Below are 15,707 nucleotides of genomic sequence, written 5' to 3' on the forward strand. Positions count from 1 at the left end.
ATCGCCAGAAGCGTCAGGCAAGCGACATTCGTGTTGGTCATCCTACTCCTGGCCGGGCTGCTCGCCGGCTGCTCGGCCGGGGGCGACGGGGCGGAGAGCGACGCGCCCGCCGCGGCCCGCGGCGAGGAGGCCCGGCAGGGCGGCGCCGCCCAGCGGGAGGAGCCGGGCGCCCGCAAGGGCGCGGAGGACGGCGGGCAGGGCGCACGCGGTTCGGACGCACAGGGTTCGGACGCGCGCGGTTCGGACGCGAAGCCGCCGTCCGCGTCCCGCGCCGTCATCTACACGTCCGAGCTCACGGTGCGCGCGGACGACGTGGAGAAGGCCGCGGGGCGGGCCAAGCAGCTCACCGCGGCGGCGGGCGGCTACGTCGGGCGGGAGTCGGCGACCAGCAGCCCGCCGCGCGCCGAGATCGTGCTCCGGATCCCCGCCGACCGCTACCCGGACCTGCTGGCGCGGCTCGGCTCGGAGCTGGGCGAGAAGCTGTCGCTGACGCAGGAGACGGAGGACGTCACGGCCGAGGTCGCCGACGTGGCGAGCCGCGTCCGGTCGGCGGAGGCCGCGCTCGCGTCGTTCCGCAAGCTGCTGGAGCGGGCCGAGTCCCTCGACGAGATCATGAAGCTCGAGGACGAGCTCTCCGAGCGGGAGTCGGACCTGGAGGCGCTCCAGGCCCGGCACAAGGCCCTGCAGGAGAGCATCGGCCACGCGACGCTCACCGTCACCCTCGTCGGCAAGGCGGAGCCGGTGAAGGAGCCCGAGGAGACGGGCGGCTTCCTCGGCGGCCTCCGGGACGGCTGGGACGCGTTCAGCACGTTCGCCGGCGGTGTCGCCGTCGTGGTCGGCTGGCTGCTGCCGTTCCTGGCCGCGCTCGCGGTGCTGGGCGTCCCGGTCTTCCTGCTCCGGCACCGGCTGCGCGCGCGGTTCCGGGGGTGGACGAACCCGCGCGGACGTCTCGCGCCCGCGGCGGGCGGCGCGACCGGTCCGGGCGCCCCGCCGCCGGGGCCGTCCGGGACTGCGCCGCCCGACGGCACGGGCGGCACGGGGCCGAAGCCCTGACCCGGCCGGACGTCAGGACGTGCGCTCCGCGCTCGCCTCGTGGACCAGGTCCGCGAGGCGGGCCAGCACGTCGGGGTCGGCGGACGGCGGCACGCCGTGCCCGAGGTTGAAGATGTGCCCCTCCGCCGTGCGGCCGCGGGCGAGGACGTCGAGCGCGCGCTCCTCGATCGTCTCCCACGGGGCGAACAGGATCGCGGGGTCGAGGTTGCCCTGCAGGGCCTTGCCGGGCTCGACGCGGCCGACGGCCTCGTCCAGCGGCACCCGCCAGTCGACGCCGACGACGTCCGCGCCCGCCTCGCCCATCGGGCCGAGCAGCTCGCCGGTGCCGACGCCGAAGTGGATGCGCGGGACGCCGAGCGGCTCGACCGCCGCGAAGATCCGGCGGGTGTGCGGCAGCACCGACGCGCGGTAGTCCTGCGCGGCGACCGCGCCGACCCAGGAGTCGAACAGCTGCACGGCGCCCGCGCCGGCGGCGACCTGGAGCCTCAGGAACTCGATCGTGAGGTCGGAGAGCCGCTCCATGAGCGCGGACCACAGCTCGGGCTCGCCGTACATCATGGCCTTGGTGCGCTCGTGGTTCTTGGACGGGCCGCCCTCGATCAGGTACGAGGCGAGCGTGAACGGGCCGCCCGCGAAACCGATCAGCGGCGTGCCGCCCAGCTCGCCGACGAGTCCCTCGACGGCCTCGGTCACGTACGGGACGTCGTCCGGTTCGAGCGGGCGGAGCGCGTCGAGGCCCGCCGCGTCCCGGATCGGCTCGGCGATCACGGGGCCGACGCCGGGCTTGATGTCGAGGTCGACGCCGATCGCCTTGAGCGGCACCATGATGTCGCTGAAGAAGATCGCGGCGTCCACGGCGTACCGGCGCACGGGCTGCATCGTGATCTCGACGATCATCTCCGGCCGGGTGCAGGACTCCAGCATCGGCACGCCCTCGCGCAGCCGCAGGTACTCGGGCAGCGACCGTCCCGCCTGCCGCATGAACCACACGGGCGTGTGCGGGACGGGCAGGCGGCGGCAGGCCCGCAGGAACGGGCTCTCGTTGGCAACCACGTCTGAGATGGTCCCACGAAACCCGCGCGGTCACGCACCGACCCCGCACTCCGGCGGACCGCGTAGAGTCCCGGCGCGGCGCCGCGCGCACGCCGGGCGCGCATGAAGTTCCGGACACGCCGAGCGAAGTCCCGCATTCTGTCGGCGGCTCGTGCCAACGTGACCCGTGTCATAGGTGAGGGAGGTTCCCCCTTGTACTGCTCCACCTGCGGTGATGAACGTATGTTCGAGCAGCCGCCGTGCCCCGACGGGCACGGTCCCGATTGCCCGGAGCGCGCCTGCGTCGACTGCGGCTCGGCCGTCCTGGTCGGCCCCGACCCGGCCCCCGATCCGGTGCGCGGCGCCTTCCCCTCCCGCCCGTCCGCCCGCCGCACCGCCCGCGCGTCCGGCGGCGCCTCCACGCGGGCCGTGGCCTGAACGGCCCGGCCCCCGAAACGAAACAACCTGTGCTGTGCCTGTTCCCCCTCCATCTGCGCCCGCCGCCGCACGCGGCGGCCGCCCGCCCCTGCGGCACCGGCCCGAGCCCCGCCCGCACGCCCCGGCCGGTGCGCCCATGACGCCGCCCGCATTCGAGCGGGTCCTCGACACGTTCCGCGAGATCCTCGAGGGCCCGGCCGTCCGCCCCGAACTGGACCTGGAGGACATGCCGGCCCCGCAGCGGCTCGCGCCGTACGCGGCGGCGCTGTCCGGCAGCATCTACCGCGACGACGACACCGAGGTCGCCACCGGGCGGCTGATCGTGCTGTACGACCCGGCGGGCCAGGACGGGTGGACGAACGGGTTCCGCGTCGTCGCCTACATCCGCGCCGACCTCGAGCCCGACATCGCCGCGGACGAGCTGATCGGTTCCGTCGCGTGGGACTGGCTGCTCGAGGCGCTCGAACCCGCCGGCTACGCGGGCGTGTCCGGGACGGTCACCCGTGCGGTCTCCGAGAGCTTCGGCGACAAGCGGGGCGAGCCGTCCACCACCGAACTGGAACTGCGCGCCTCGTGGTCCCCGACCGGCGAGGACGTCGCCGGTCACGTCGCCGCGTGGATCGAGGTGATGTGCACCACGGCGGGCCTGCCGCCCACCGGAGTCGCCGCGCTGCCGGGCGGGCCCGGCGGCGGACGCGGCTGAGCGACGTACGGTAGGGGGCGTGAGCACAGCGTCCGAAACCGAGGCGGCGGGGGAGAACACGGGAATCGTGGGAATGTCCGAGACGCGCGCCACCGGCCCCGAAGGGGGTTCCGGCGCGCGGGAGGCGGCCGGGAGCGTTCCAGACCCCACCGGGGGCGACCCGCCCGCCATCGACGCGTCCGCCGGAACGTCCGGTGCCGGGACGGGCGCGGGCGGCGCGTCGAACGGGACCCCCGAAGACCGGCCGGCGGCCGTCCCGCTGCTGGAGCCGCGGGAGGGCGTGCCGCCCGTCGTCGCGGACGCCGCCGCGCTGGAACGCGTCATCGCCGCGTTCGCCGCCGGGCACGGCCCGGTCGCGGTGGACGCGGAACGCGCGTCCGGCTACCGGTACGGGCAGCGCGCCTACCTGGTCCAGCTGCGGCGGGCCGGGGCGGGCACCGCACTGATCGACCCGGTCGCCTGCCCCGACCTGTCCGGGCTGGACGCGGCGCTCGCCGACGCCGAGATCGTCCTGCACGCCGCCAACCAGGACCTGCCGTGCCTCGCCGGGGTCGGGCTCGTCCCCCGGCGGCTGTTCGACACCGAGCTGGCGGGGCGCCTGCTCGGCTACCCGCGGGTCGGGCTCGGCTCGATGGTCGAGAACGTGCTCGGCTTCCAGTTGGAGAAGGGGTACTCGGCGGCCGACTGGTCCAGCCGCCCCCTCCCCGAGGACTGGCTGCGCTACGCGGCACTGGACGTCGAGCTGCTCGTCGAGCTGCGCGACGCCCTGCACGACGAGCTCGCGGCGGCCGGGAAGCTCGAGTGGGCGCTGGAGGAGTTCGAGGCGATCCTCGCGACGCCGCCGAAGCCGCCGCGCGCCGACCCGTGGCGGCGCACGTCGGGGATCCACCGGATCCGCAACCGGCGCGCGCTCGCGATCGTCCGGTCCGTGTGGGAGATGCGCGACAAGATCGCCCGGGAGCGGGACCTGTCCCCCGGCCGGGTGCTGCAGGACGCCGCCATCGTGGAGCTCGCGCAGCAGGCCCCGCAGACGCTCGCCGACCTGCAGGCCCTCCCGACGATGCGGGGCCGCGCCGCCCGGCGGCACCAGTCGGCGTGGCTGCGCGCCGTGACGCGCGCCCGGGAGCTGCCCGACCGGCGGCTGCCCGCCGCGAGCGTCCCCGGCGAGGGCCCCCCGCCCGCGCACCGCTGGGCCGACCGCGACCCCGAGGCCGCGAAGCGGCTCACCGCCGCGCGCGCCGTCGTCGCCGCGCTCGCCGAGGAGCACTCGATGCCGGCGGAGAACCTGCTGCAGCCCGACATCGTCCGGCGCCTGGCGTGGACGCCGCCGGACGAGCCGTCCGCGTCGGTGATCGGCGCGGAGCTGCGGCGGCTGGGGGCGCGCCGCTGGCAGGCGGCGCTCACCGCGCAGCCGATCGCGCGCGCGTTCCTGCGCCTGGAGACCAAAGGCGACGTGTAGGCCGGCCGGGCCCCTCCCGTCCGCCGGGAGGGGCCGCTACAGGTCGGGGAGGGGGTCGCGGGGCAGGCTGTCGCGGTCGAAGATCTCGGCGTCGGCCGCGTTGATGACGGCGATGTACTCGTCGTCGATCTCGAACTGGCCCCCGGCGAACACGAACGACGCGCCGTTGCCCGTCTCGACGGGCCCGATCCGGGTCCCGCGCGGGTAGCCGCCCCACACGCTCTTCGGCTTGGTGCGGCTCAGCGCGCCCGTGGTGATCACCGAGATGCGGTCGTCGGTGATCACGAAGATGAAACCGGCGCCGCCGCCGTAACTCTGCGCGGGGAAGATGTAGCGGATCTCCCCGTCGATTCCCAGGAAGTCGCGGCAGGTCTTGCGAAGGGGGCCTGGCACGGGCATGGCTGTCGGGACACCTCCCCCGGGGGCGGGACGTCGTCAGAGATCCAATCATGCCCCGACTCGTCACGACGTGGCCAGCACCACCGTCGCCACGCCCCCGCCGCGCCCTCGGCGCTCGTCCCGCCCGGGAGGCGCCCTTCCCGCCGAAGCGACCTGCCCAGACGGCGGCCACGTGACGACCGGAGCCGCGTAGGGTGCTCGGATGATCGAGGTACCGGACGTTTTCGCGCGGGGCACGGTCGAACGGGAGGGGCCGGTCGGGGCGGCGTGGCTCGCCGACCTGCCCGGGATCGTCGGGGAGCTGCTGGAGAGCTGGGACTGCGTGCCGGACGGCGCGGTGACGCACGGGCGCGTCGCGGTGATCGTCCCTGTGAAGCGGCCCGCGGGGACCGGGGTGCTGAAGGTGTCCTTCCCCCACCCCGGCAACGTGCACGAGCCGGACGCGCTCGCGGCGTGGGGCGGCCGGGGCGCGGTGCTACTGCGCGCACGCGACGACGGACGGTTCGCGATGCTGCTCGAACGGGCCCGGGCGTCGACGCTCGCGGAGGTCGAGGACGGCGACGAGGTCGCGGCGGTCGCGGGGCGGCTCGCGCGGCGGCTGGCCGTCCCGGCGCGGCCCGGCCTGCCGCGGCTGCGCGACCGGGCGGAGGAGTGGGCGGCCCGGCTCCGCGTGGACGCCGCGGAGCTGCCGCACACGATGCCGCGCGCGGTCGTGGACGCCGCGGTCGCGACCGTCCGGGAGCTGGCGCGCGACCAGCCGGAGACGATCGTCCACGGCGATCTGCACGCGGGGAACATCCTGCGCGCCGAGCGGGAGCCGTGGCTGGCCGTCGATCCCAAGGGCGTCGTGGGCGACCCGGCCTACGACGGCGGCACGCTGCTCAAGGCGCGCGCGCTGGCGCTGCTGGGGGCGGACGATCCCCACCGGGCCGTGCGCCGGTTCCTGGACGTCTTCGCCGAGGCCGCGGAGCTCGATCGGGATCGCGTCCGGCGCTGGGCGCAGCTCCACGCCGTCCAGGCGGCGTTCCACGGCCGCCGCCACGGCTTCGGGATCTCTCGCGGCGGCCCGTGGCTGGAGCGGCTCACGGAATACGCGGACCGCCTGGCCGAGTCGCTCACCGGCCCCGAGGCGGCGTTCCGAGGGCGCTGAGGCGGGCGGCGGATGAGCTCTTCGGCCGCCGACGGCGTCCGCGACGTGAGGGTGGGGCGGTGTTGTGGGTGGACGAGTAGGTGTGCGCACCCGTGGCCGCCCGCGTTGTCACCCCGTTGACAAACCGGGGTGGTCGGCGTGTGCGCTGGGGCGCACCGGTGGGGGCGTCCGGGTGCCGATAATCCGGGCGTGTCCATGCATACGAGTCATCCGGTGGAGGACGCGCGGCTGGTGCGGGCGCTGCGCGCGCGGCGGCCCGGGGCGGTCGGCCGCGTCTACGACCTCCACGGACCGGAGCTGATCGCGTACGCCGAGGAGCTGCTCGGCGACCACGAGCGGGCGGTCCTGGCCGTCCGGTCGGTGCTGCTGGCGCTGCGGGACGCGGCGGAGGTGCCGCCGCCGGGCGCGCTGCGGGGGTGGTTGCGGGAGCGGGTGCGGGACGAGTGTCAAGGGCTCGTCCTGCGGATACGTCTCCAGGTGATAGTGATCGGCATCGTGCTCGGGGCCGTGCTGGCGGCCGGGGTGCTGGCGGCGCTGGACGCCCGGGAGCGGGCGCCGGCGGCCCCGGCGCCGGCCACCCGGATCAGTAGTTACTGACGAGTAGCATTGGGTGCGACCACCGAGCCCAGACCAGGGAGGACGCACCCGTGCCTCGTACCGCACGCGACGTCGTGTTCGTCGACGGCGTACGCACGCCGTTCGGCAAGGCCGGCCCCAAGGGCCTGTACGCGGAGACCCGGGCGGACGACCTGGTCGTCCGCGCGATCCGCGAGCTGCTGCGCCGCAACCCGTCCCTGCCGCCGGAGCGGGTGGACGAGGTCGCGATCGCCGCCACCACCCAGACCGGCGACCAGGGCCTGACCATCGGGCGGTCCGCCGCCGTGCTGGCCGGGCTGCCCAAGAGCGTCCCGGGTTACGCCATCGACCGGATGTGCGCGGGCGCGATGACCGCCGTGACGACGTCCGGCGCGGGCATCTCGTTCGGCTCCTACGACGTCGTGATCGCGGGCGGCGTCGAGCACATGGGCCGGCACCCGATGGGCGAGGGCGTCGACCCGAACCCGCGGTTCCTCGCCGACAAGCTCGTCGACCCGTCCGCCCTGGTGATGGGCTCGACCGCGGAGAACCTGCACGACCGGTACCCGCAGATCACCAAGGAGCGCGCGGACGCCTACGCGGTGCGCAGCCAGCGGAAGGTCGCCGCGGCGTACGAGGCCGGGAAGATCCAGCCCGACCTGGTGCCGACGGCCGTCCGGTCGGCGGAGCACGGCTGGGGACTGGCGACGGCGGACGAGCCGCCGCGCCCCGGCACCACGCTGGAGAGCCTCGCCGGGCTGAAGACGCCGTTCCGCGTGCACGGCAACGTGACGGCGGGCAACGCGGCCGGGCTGAACGACGGCGCGACCGCGTGCCTGCTGGCCGCCGAGGACGTCGCCCGGGAGCTGGGCCTGACGCCGCGGATGCGGCTGGTCGACTTCTCGTTCGCGGGCGTGGAGCCCGAGGTGATGGGCGTCGGGCCCGTGCCGGCGACCGAGCGGCTGCTGGCCCGCAACTCGATGACCATGGACGACATCGGCCTCATCGAGATCAACGAGGCGTTCGCCGTGCAGGTGCTCGCGTTCCTGGAGCACTTCAAGATCGCCGACGACGACCCGCGGGTGAACCCGTGGGGCGGCGCGATCGCCCTCGGCCACCCGCTGGCGTCGTCCGGCGTCCGGCTGATGAACCAGCTCGCGCGGCTCTTCGAGGAGCGCACGGACGTCCGCTACGGGCTGACGACGATGTGCGTGGGCATGGGCATGGGCGGAACCGTCCTCTGGGAGAACGCCGGTTGGGAGGGCGCCAAGTGAGCGCGAACATCAAGGACATCTTCAAGGACGAGGTCGTCACGCACGCGCGCGTCCGCGACGTGACGCTCCCGCACGGCGCGGGCACCCTCGCGCTGATCACGCTCGACAACGGGCACGACCACACCAAGCCGAACACGTTCGGCCCGAACGGCCTCGCCGAGCTGGACGCGGCCATCGACGCGGTCGCGGCACGGGACGACATCGCGGCCGTCGGCGTCACCGGCAAGCCGTTCATCTTCGCGGTCGGCGCCGACCTCAAGGGCGTCCCGCTCATCGGGAGCCGCGAGGACGCGCTGGCGATCGGCAAGCTCGGCCACGACGTGTTCCGGCGGCTCGGCGAGCTGGACGTGCCCTCGTTCGCCTACTACAACGGCGCGGCGATGGGCGGCGGCGTCGAGATCGGCCTGCACTGCACGTACCGGACGATCTCGGCGGGCGTCCCGGCGTTCGCGCTGCCCGAGGCGTTCCTCGGCCTGGTGCCGGGCTGGGGCGGCACGTACCTGCTGCCGAACCTGATCGGCGCGGAGAACGCGCTCAAGGTCGTCATCGACAACCCGCTCGCGCAGAACCGGATGCTCAAGGCGAAGCAGGCGTTCGAGCTGGGCATCGCGGACGCGATCTTCGACTCGGCCGACTTCCTGGAGGAGTCGCTGGCCTGGACGGCCCGGGTGCTGAACGGCGACGTCGTCGTCGAGCGGCCCGCGGTCGACACGGGCAAGGCGTGGGACGACGCGATCGCGGGCGCCCGCTGGAACCTCGAGGGCAAGCTGCACGGCGCGGCCCCGTCGTTCACCCGGGCGCTCGACCTGGTCGCCGCCGCCAAGGACCGGACGCGCGACGAGGGCTTCGCCGCCGAGGACGAGGCGCTCGCCGACCTCATCATGAGCGACGAGCTGCGCGCCGGGCTGTACGCGTTCGATCTGACGCAGAAGCGCGCGAAGCGGCCCGCCGGGGCGCCGGACAAGTCGCTCGCCCGCACGGTCACGAAGGTCGGCGTGGTCGGCGCCGGGCTGATGGCCTCGCAGCTCGCGCTGCTGTTCGCGCGCCGCCTGGAGGTCCCGGTCGTGCTGACCGACCTCGACCAGGGCCGCCTGGACAAGGGCGTCGGGTACGCGCACGGGGAGATCGACAAGCTGCTCGGCAAGGGCCGCGTCTCCCCCGACAAGGCGAACCGCCTCAAGTCGCTGATCACCGGGTCGCTCACCAAGGACGCCTTCGCCGACGCCGACTTCGTCATCGAGGCGGTGTTCGAGGAGATGTCGGTCAAGCAGAAGGTGTTCGCCGAGCTGGAGGACCACGTGTCCCCCGAGTGCGTGCTCGCGACCAACACCTCGTCGCTGTCGGTGACGGAGATGGCGTCGAAGCTGAAGCACCCGGAGCGGGTCGTCGGCTTCCACTTCTTCAACCCGGTCGCCGTGCTGCCGCTGCTGGAGATCGTCCGGGGCGACCGGACGGACGACGCGGCGCTCGCCACCGCGTTCGCGACCGGCAAGCAGCTGAAGAAGTCGTGCGTGCTGGTGAAGGACGCCCCGGCGTTCGTGGTCAACCGCGTCCTGCTGCGGCTGCTCGCCGAGATCGTCCGGGCGGTGGACGAGGGCACCCCGATCGAGGTGGCCGAGCGGGCCGCCGCGCCGCTCGGGCTGCCGATGCCGCCGTTCGTCCTGATGGGGCTCGTCGGCCCGGCGATCGCGCTGCACGTCAACGAGACGCTGCACGCCGCGTTCCCGGACCGCTTCCCGCTCTCGGACAACCTCGCGAAGATGGTCGCGGCCGGCAAGTCCGGCGTGTACCGGCCGGACTTCACGCTCGACCCCGAGGTCGTGGAGATCTTCGCGGGCGGCACGTCGCCGTCCACCGAGGAGCAGGTCCTCGCGCGGGCGCTGGACGCGCTGGCCGACGAGATCCGGATCATGCTGGACGAGGGGGTCGTCGCGGCGCCCGAGGACATCGACCTGTGCATGATCCTCGGCGCGGGCTGGCCGTTCCACCTCGGCGGCATCACCCCGTACCTCGACCGCGCGGGCGTCTCCGAGCGGGTCACCGGGCGCCGGTTCCTCGAGCCGGGCGTGGCCTCGCTGCCCGGCTGACCGGGCTCCCGCGCGTCCCGTCCCGGTGGGGCCGGGGACGCGACGGATCGCGGGAAATCACGGGAAGAGGCGTCCCGAACACGTTTCGGGGCGCCTCTTCTCCGGCATTCCACCACTTCACGGACACGCTCTGGTTTCGGCTGATCATAATTCGCGTTCGAGCGGGCATAGCCCCGGGCGACGATCGGACCGCCCCGGGAGCCGAGCATGAGCCTGCTGCGCAAGAAGTCGGTCGAGCAGTCGATCCGCGACACCGAGGATCCGGAGCACCGGCTCCGGCGGGGCCTGTCGGCCCTCGACCTGGTGGTGTTCGGTGTCGGTGTCATCATCGGCACCGGCATCTTCGTCCTCACCGGCGTGGTGGCGCGCAACAACGCCGGTCCCGCGGTCGCGCTCTCCTTCATCTTCGCCGCCGTCGTGTGCGGGCTCGCCGCGCTCTGCTACGCCGAGTTCTCCTCGACCGTCCCGGTCGCCGGCTCCGCCTACACGTTCTCCTACGCCACCCTCGGCGAGTTCCCCGCGTGGATCATCGGCTGGGACCTCATCCTCGAGCTGACGCTCGCCGCCGCCGTCGTCTCGGTCGGCTGGTCCGGCTACTTCGCGTCGCTGCTGAGCGACATCGGCGTCCACGTCCCCGAGTCGATCGCCGCGCCGCCGGGCGAGGGCGGCGTCGTGAACGTCCCCGCCATCGGGCTCGTCCTCGCCGTCACCGTGCTGCTCGTCCTCGGCATCAAGGTGTCGTCGCGGGTCAACGCCGTGGTCGTCGCCATCAAGGTGACGATCGTGCTGCTGGTGATCTTCGCCGGGCTGTTCTACATCAAGGGCGACAACTACGACCCGTTCATCCCGCCGTCGCAGTCGACCCCCGAGGCGTCGGGCGTGGACGCCCCGCTGATGCAGGTGATCTTCGGCATCACCCCGGTCAACTTCGGCTGGCTCGGCATCATCTCCGCCATCGCCGTCGTCTTCTTCGCCTACATCGGGTTCGACATCGTCGCGACCACCGCCGAGGAGGCCCGCCGCCCGCAGCGGGACCTGCCGATCGGGCTCATCGGGTCCCTCGTCATCACCGCGATCCTGTACGCGGCCGTCTCCGCCGTCGTCGTCGGCATGCAGAACTACACGCAGCTGAACGTCGACGCGCCGCTCTCCCACGCGTTCGAGTACGTCGGCGCGCCCGTGTTCGCCACGATCATCAACGTCGGCGCGGTCGTCGGGCTCACGTCCGTCGTGCTCATCCTGCTGCTCGGGCAGAGCCGGGTGTTCTTCTCGATGAGCCGCGACGGGCTGCTGCCCCCGTTCCTGTCCAGCGTGCACCCGCGGTTCCAGACCCCGTACCGCTCGACGATCCTGATGGGCGGCCTCGCCGCCGCCATCGCGGGCTTCATCCCGCTCACCGAACTGGCGACCCTCGTCAACATCGGGACCCTGTTCGCGTTCGTCGTCGTCTCGCTGAGCGTCCCGATCCTGCGCCGCACGCGCCCCGACCTGCCGCGCGCGTTCCGGACGCCGCTCGTCCCGCTCGTCCCGGTCCTGTCGGTGCTCGGCTGCCTGTTCGTGATGATCAACCTGCCGCTGGAGACGTGGTACCGGTTCCTGGCGTGGATGGCGATCGGCATCGTCGTCTACTTCGTCTACGGACGCCGGCACAGCCGCCTCGCGCGCGCGAGTGACCGGACTCACGGTGTTCAATGAATGAGACGGTGTGCACAATGGCCCGCATGGCTTCTCCTGTGCGAGTCGCGGTGATCGGGTCCGGCCCTGCGGGGATCTACGCCGCCGAGGCTCTGGTGAAACAGGCCGACGGCGACGTCCGGGTCGACGTGTTCGACCGGCTGCCGACGCCCTACGGGCTCGTCCGCTACGGGGTCGCCCCCGACCACACCTCGATCAAGTCGATCGCCGGATACCTCCAGCGGGTGCTGGAGAACCCGGCCGTCCGGTTCTTCGGCTGCGTCGAGCTGGGCCGCGACATCACCCGCGCCGACCTGCTCGGCTGCTACGACGCCGTCGTCTACGCGACCGGCGCGATGGTCGACCGGCGGCTGCGGATCCCCGGCGAGGACCTGCCCGGCAGCGTCGCCGCCACCGACTTCGTCAACTGGTACTGCGGCCACCCCGACGCCGCCGACCACGAGTTCGACCTGTCCGTCGAGGAGGTCGCGGTCGTCGGCGTCGGGAACGTCGCCGTCGACGTCGTGCGCATCCTCGCCAAGACGTCGGACGAGCTGCGCTCCACCGACGTCCCCGAGCACGTGATCGAGGCCCTCTCCCGCAGCCGCGTCCGCCGCGTCCACATGATCGGCCGGCGGGGCCCCGCGCAGGCGAAGTTCACCACCAAGGAGGCCCGCGAACTCGGCGAGCTCGCCAACGCCGGCGTCCACGTCGACCCCGCCGACATGGACCTCGACCCCGCGAGCGCCGAACTCGCCGAGAGCGACCGCAAGGTCCGCGGCAACGTCAAGGTGCTCAACGCCTGGACGGCCGAGCCCCCCGAGCGGCCCCGCCGCATCGACGTCCGGTTCTGGCGGGCCCCCGTCGAGATCCTCGGCACCGACCGCGTCGAGGGCCTCAAGCTCGAGAGGACCCGCCTCGACGAGAACGGCCGCGTCACCGGGACGGGCGAGCACGAGACCCTGCCCGTCGGCATGGTGCTGCGCTCGGTCGGCTACAAGAGCGTCCCGCTGGACGGCGTCCCGTTCGACGAACGCTCCTACGTCGTCCCCAACGACGGCGGGCGGATCCTCGGCCCGGACGGCGCGCGGGTGCCCCGCGAGTACGTCACCGGCTGGATCAAGCGCGGCCCGACCGGCGTCGTCGGCACGAACAAGTCCGACGCCGCCGAGACCGTCCGCAACCTCCTCGCGGACCTGCCCGCCGACCGCGTGCCGCCCGAGCACACCGTCGAGGAGCTCCTGGAGTCCCGCGGGCTGCCCGTCGTCACGTACGCCGACTGGCTGAACCTGGACGCCGCGGAGGTCGCCCTCGCGCGTTCCCTCGACCGCGGCGATCGCGTCAAGCTCGGCCGCTGGGAGGCGATGACGTCCGCCTGCCGCAACAAACCGCCCGCCGGGTAGTGACGGGAGTGTGACGGGGACGCTACCGTGCCGCCTGTGACCGGCGGTCCAGAACTGTACGGGTTCCCCCCACCCGAGTCTGTGCCCGACCTGAGGTGGCTAGGTCCCGACTACGTGTCCGTGCTCGTGCATGACCTGACGCGGGGGCTCCTCCGCCAGGACCCCCGCACGTCCGTCATGGGCGTCCGCTGCGAGGGCGCCCCCGACCTGCGCCCGGCGGTCGACCACGCGGGCGTCATCCGCGCCCACGACGCCTGCTTCCCGCTGCAGGTCTACGTCCAGGACGGCGCCGGCCGCCTGTGGATGCTGCGCGGCCGCTGGACGTACGCGGGCCGCGAGCTGGGCACCGCGGCCGCGTCCGTCCGCCACTTCTGGCAGCTCCTGTCCGCCGAAGGCGGCTGACCGGCCCGAGAGCCCACGGGCCGGGCCCCGGGACACGCCACCGCGCGCCGGAGGGCGCGCAGGGGCGGCGGGCGGCCGGAAGCCGGCGATGCGGCGAGCCGGGGTCAGTCGGTGGTGGGGGCGTGCTCGTGGTCCTCGAGGGAGGAGATGCGGGCCACCGATTCGGTGATGTCGCGGGCGAGGGCCTGCGGGGTGAGGCCGATGTCGGCGAGGATCTCGCCGCGGGACGCGTGGTCGAGGAACTCCTGCGGGATGCCGAACGTGCGGACGGGCACGTCCACCTCGGCGTCGCGCAGGAGGCGGGCCACGGCGTCGCCGACGGCGCCGGTGCGGCCGTTGTCCTCGGCGACGGCGACGAGCGTGTGGTCGCGGGCGAGGTCGAGCAGGGCGGGGTCGAGGGGCTTGACCCACCGGGGGTCGACGACCGTGACGCCGATGCCCTGCGCGGCGATGAGGCTCGCGGCCTCCAGCGCGGGCGTGGCCATCGAGCCGACGGCGACGAGGAGGACGCGGGTGCCGTTGGAGCCGTCGTGGCGGGCGAGGACGTCCATGTCGCCGGCCTTGTCGACGGCCTCGACGTCCTCGGCGGCGGGGCCCTTCGGGTAGCGGATCGCGGTGGGGCCGTCGGAGACGGCGACGCACTCGCGGAGGAGCTCGCGGAGGCGCGCGCCGTCGCGGGGGACGGCCATGCGCAGGCCCGGGACGAGCTGGAGGATCGACATGTCCCACATGCCGTTGTGGCTGGCGCCGTCGTCACCGGTCACGCCGGACCGGTCCAGCGCGAACGTGACGGGCTGCCGGTGCAGGGCCGTGTCCATCAGGACCTGGTCGAACGCGCGGTTGAGGAACGTGGCGTACACGGCGACGACCGGGTGCATCCCGCCCATGGCGAGGCCGGTCGCGGACGTGACGGCGTGCTGCTCGGCGATCCCGACGTCGTAGACGCGGTCGGGGAACGCCTCGGCGAACGGCGCGAGGCCCGTCGGGTACAGCATCGCGGCGGTGATCGCGACGACGTCGCGGCGCTCGCGGCCGATCGCGACCATCTCCTCGCCGAACACCTTGGTCCAGGCGGTGCCGCCCTTCTTGGGCAGGAACTTGCCGGTCTCGGGGTCGAACGCCCCGCCGCCGTGCATGCAGTCCTCGGTGTCGTTCTCGGCGGGCGCGTAGCCGCGGCCCTTCGTGGTGATGCAGTGCACGATGACCGGGCGGCCGAAGCCGCGGGCGCGGCGGAGGGCCTTCTCGACGGCGTCCTCGTCGTGCCCGTCGATGGGGCCGACGTACTTCATGCCGAGGTCCTCGAACATGGCCTGCGGCTGCAGGACGTCCTTGAGGCCCTTCTTGATGCCGTGCAGGGTCTCGTAGGCCATGCTCCCGACGACGGGGGCGCGCGGCACCGTCTTCTTGATGAGGTCGAGCGCCTGCTCGTAGCCCTGCGTGACGCGCAGGTCGGCGAGGTGCCCGGCGAGGCCGCCGATGGTGGGCGAGTAGGACCGGCCGTTGTCGTTGACGACGATGATGACCGGGCGGTCGGCGGCGCCGGCGATGTTGTTGAGCGCCTCCCAGCACATGCCGCCGGTGAGGGCGCCGTCGCCGACGACGGCGACGACGGCGCGGTCGTCCTCGCCGCGGAGCTGGAACGCCTTGGCGAGCCCGTCGGCGTAGGAGAGGGCGGTGGAGGCGTGCGAGTTCTCGATGACGTCGTGCTCGGACTCGGCGGCGCTCGGGTAGCCGGAGAGGCCGCCGCGGCGGCGGAGCCTCTCGAAGTCCCGCCGGCCCGTGAGGATCTTGTGGACGTAGGCCTGGTGGCCCGTGTCGAAGAGGATCTTGTCCTTGGGCGAGTCGAAGACCCGGTGCAGCGCGATCGTCAGTTCGACGGCGCCGAGGTTCGGGCCGAGGTGACCGCCGGTCTTGGACACCGCGTGGACGAGGAACTCGCGGATCTCCTCCGCGAGCCGAGACAGCTGAGCGGCGTCCAGTCGCTTGAGGTCGTCGGGGTCCTTGATCGACTCCAGCAGGCTCACGCGATTCAACTCCTCATGGGGGACGACGGGCTC

14 protein-coding genes are annotated in these 15,707 nt (G+C 73.6%); 11 read left to right on the plus strand and 3 right to left on the minus strand.

Features of this window, described 5'->3' with window-relative positions; translation table 11 throughout:
• Positions 1-33 precede the first annotated feature (33 nt).
• On the plus strand, positions 34-1,053 hold the full coding sequence (locus ACFQ11_RS06030; protein ID WP_378296852.1) for a DUF4349 domain-containing protein: 1,020 nt from the start codon (positions 34-36) through the stop codon (positions 1,051-1,053).
• A gap of 12 nt (positions 1,054-1,065) precedes the next feature.
• Here the strand turns inward: ACFQ11_RS06030 and hemE are convergent, their stop codons facing one another.
• Positions 1,066-2,082, minus strand: coding sequence for a uroporphyrinogen decarboxylase (gene hemE, locus ACFQ11_RS06035; protein ID WP_378296978.1), 1,017 nt, complete (start codon positions 2,080-2,082; stop codon positions 1,066-1,068).
• Positions 2,083-2,328: 246 nt separating this feature from the next.
• On the opposite strand from hemE, the gene ACFQ11_RS06040 reads away from it, so the two are divergent.
• The 3 genes from ACFQ11_RS06040 to ACFQ11_RS06050 all read left to right on the plus strand — a co-directional run bounded on the left by ACFQ11_RS06040 (position 2,329) and on the right by ACFQ11_RS06050 (position 4,685).
• Positions 2,329-2,523, plus strand: a complete 195-nt coding sequence (locus ACFQ11_RS06040; RefSeq protein WP_378296853.1) for a hypothetical protein — start codon at positions 2,329-2,331, stop codon at positions 2,521-2,523.
• 136 nt (positions 2,524-2,659) lie between these two features.
• Entirely contained in the window at positions 2,660-3,226 is a 567-nt protein-coding gene (locus ACFQ11_RS06045) for a DUF3000 domain-containing protein (protein WP_378296855.1), read from the plus strand.
• A gap of 19 nt (positions 3,227-3,245) precedes the next feature.
• On the plus strand, positions 3,246-4,685 hold the full coding sequence (locus ACFQ11_RS06050) for a ribonuclease D (protein WP_378296856.1): 1,440 nt from the start codon (positions 3,246-3,248) through the stop codon (positions 4,683-4,685).
• Between the two features lie 36 nt (positions 4,686-4,721).
• On the opposite strand, the gene ACFQ11_RS06055 is transcribed toward ACFQ11_RS06050, so the two are convergent.
• Positions 4,722-5,084: a hypothetical protein gene (locus tag ACFQ11_RS06055; protein WP_378296857.1), complete on the minus strand. Its 363-nt coding sequence runs from the start codon at positions 5,082-5,084 to the stop codon at positions 4,722-4,724.
• A gap of 202 nt (positions 5,085-5,286) precedes the next feature.
• Between ACFQ11_RS06055 and ACFQ11_RS06060 the strand changes: the two genes are divergently transcribed.
• The 7 genes from ACFQ11_RS06060 to ACFQ11_RS06090 all read left to right on the plus strand — a co-directional run bounded on the left by ACFQ11_RS06060 (position 5,287) and on the right by ACFQ11_RS06090 (position 13,650).
• Positions 5,287-6,234, plus strand: coding sequence for an aminoglycoside phosphotransferase family protein (locus ACFQ11_RS06060; protein WP_378296858.1), 948 nt, complete (start codon positions 5,287-5,289; stop codon positions 6,232-6,234).
• Between the two features lie 189 nt (positions 6,235-6,423).
• Positions 6,424-6,831 (plus strand): hypothetical protein, encoded by a 408-nt coding sequence (locus ACFQ11_RS06065; RefSeq protein WP_378296859.1) that lies wholly within the window; start codon positions 6,424-6,426, stop codon positions 6,829-6,831.
• Positions 6,832-6,881: 50 nt separating this feature from the next.
• A complete protein-coding gene (locus tag ACFQ11_RS06070; RefSeq protein WP_378296860.1) occupies positions 6,882-8,084 on the plus strand; it encodes a thiolase family protein in 1,203 nt (400 codons plus the stop codon).
• Positions 8,081-10,171, plus strand: a complete 2,091-nt coding sequence (locus tag ACFQ11_RS06075) for a 3-hydroxyacyl-CoA dehydrogenase NAD-binding domain-containing protein (RefSeq protein WP_378296861.1) — start codon at positions 8,081-8,083, stop codon at positions 10,169-10,171. Before ACFQ11_RS06070 ends, ACFQ11_RS06075 begins: the two co-directional genes overlap by 4 nt.
• Positions 10,172-10,378: 207 nt before the next feature.
• Positions 10,379-11,866 (plus strand): amino acid permease, encoded by a 1,488-nt coding sequence (locus ACFQ11_RS06080; protein WP_378296862.1) that lies wholly within the window; start codon positions 10,379-10,381, stop codon positions 11,864-11,866.
• Between the two features lie 26 nt (positions 11,867-11,892).
• The gene (locus ACFQ11_RS06085; protein ID WP_378296863.1) at positions 11,893-13,248 is read left to right on the plus strand and encodes an FAD-dependent oxidoreductase; all 1,356 of its coding nucleotides are present in this window, start codon (positions 11,893-11,895) and stop codon (positions 13,246-13,248) included.
• 120 nt (positions 13,249-13,368) lie between these two features.
• Positions 13,369-13,650: a hypothetical protein gene (locus tag ACFQ11_RS06090; protein WP_378296864.1), complete on the plus strand. Its 282-nt coding sequence runs from the start codon at positions 13,369-13,371 to the stop codon at positions 13,648-13,650.
• A gap of 104 nt (positions 13,651-13,754) precedes the next feature.
• On the opposite strand, the gene dxs is transcribed toward ACFQ11_RS06090, so the two are convergent.
• Positions 13,755-15,674 (minus strand): 1-deoxy-D-xylulose-5-phosphate synthase, encoded by a 1,920-nt coding sequence (gene dxs / locus ACFQ11_RS06095; RefSeq protein WP_378296865.1) that lies wholly within the window; start codon positions 15,672-15,674, stop codon positions 13,755-13,757.
• Between the last annotated feature and the right edge of the window lie 33 nt (positions 15,675-15,707).

It is taken from the genome of Actinomadura sediminis (assembly GCF_042675525.1).
Lineage (GTDB): Bacteria > Actinomycetota > Actinomycetes > Streptosporangiales > Streptosporangiaceae > Spirillospora > Spirillospora sediminis.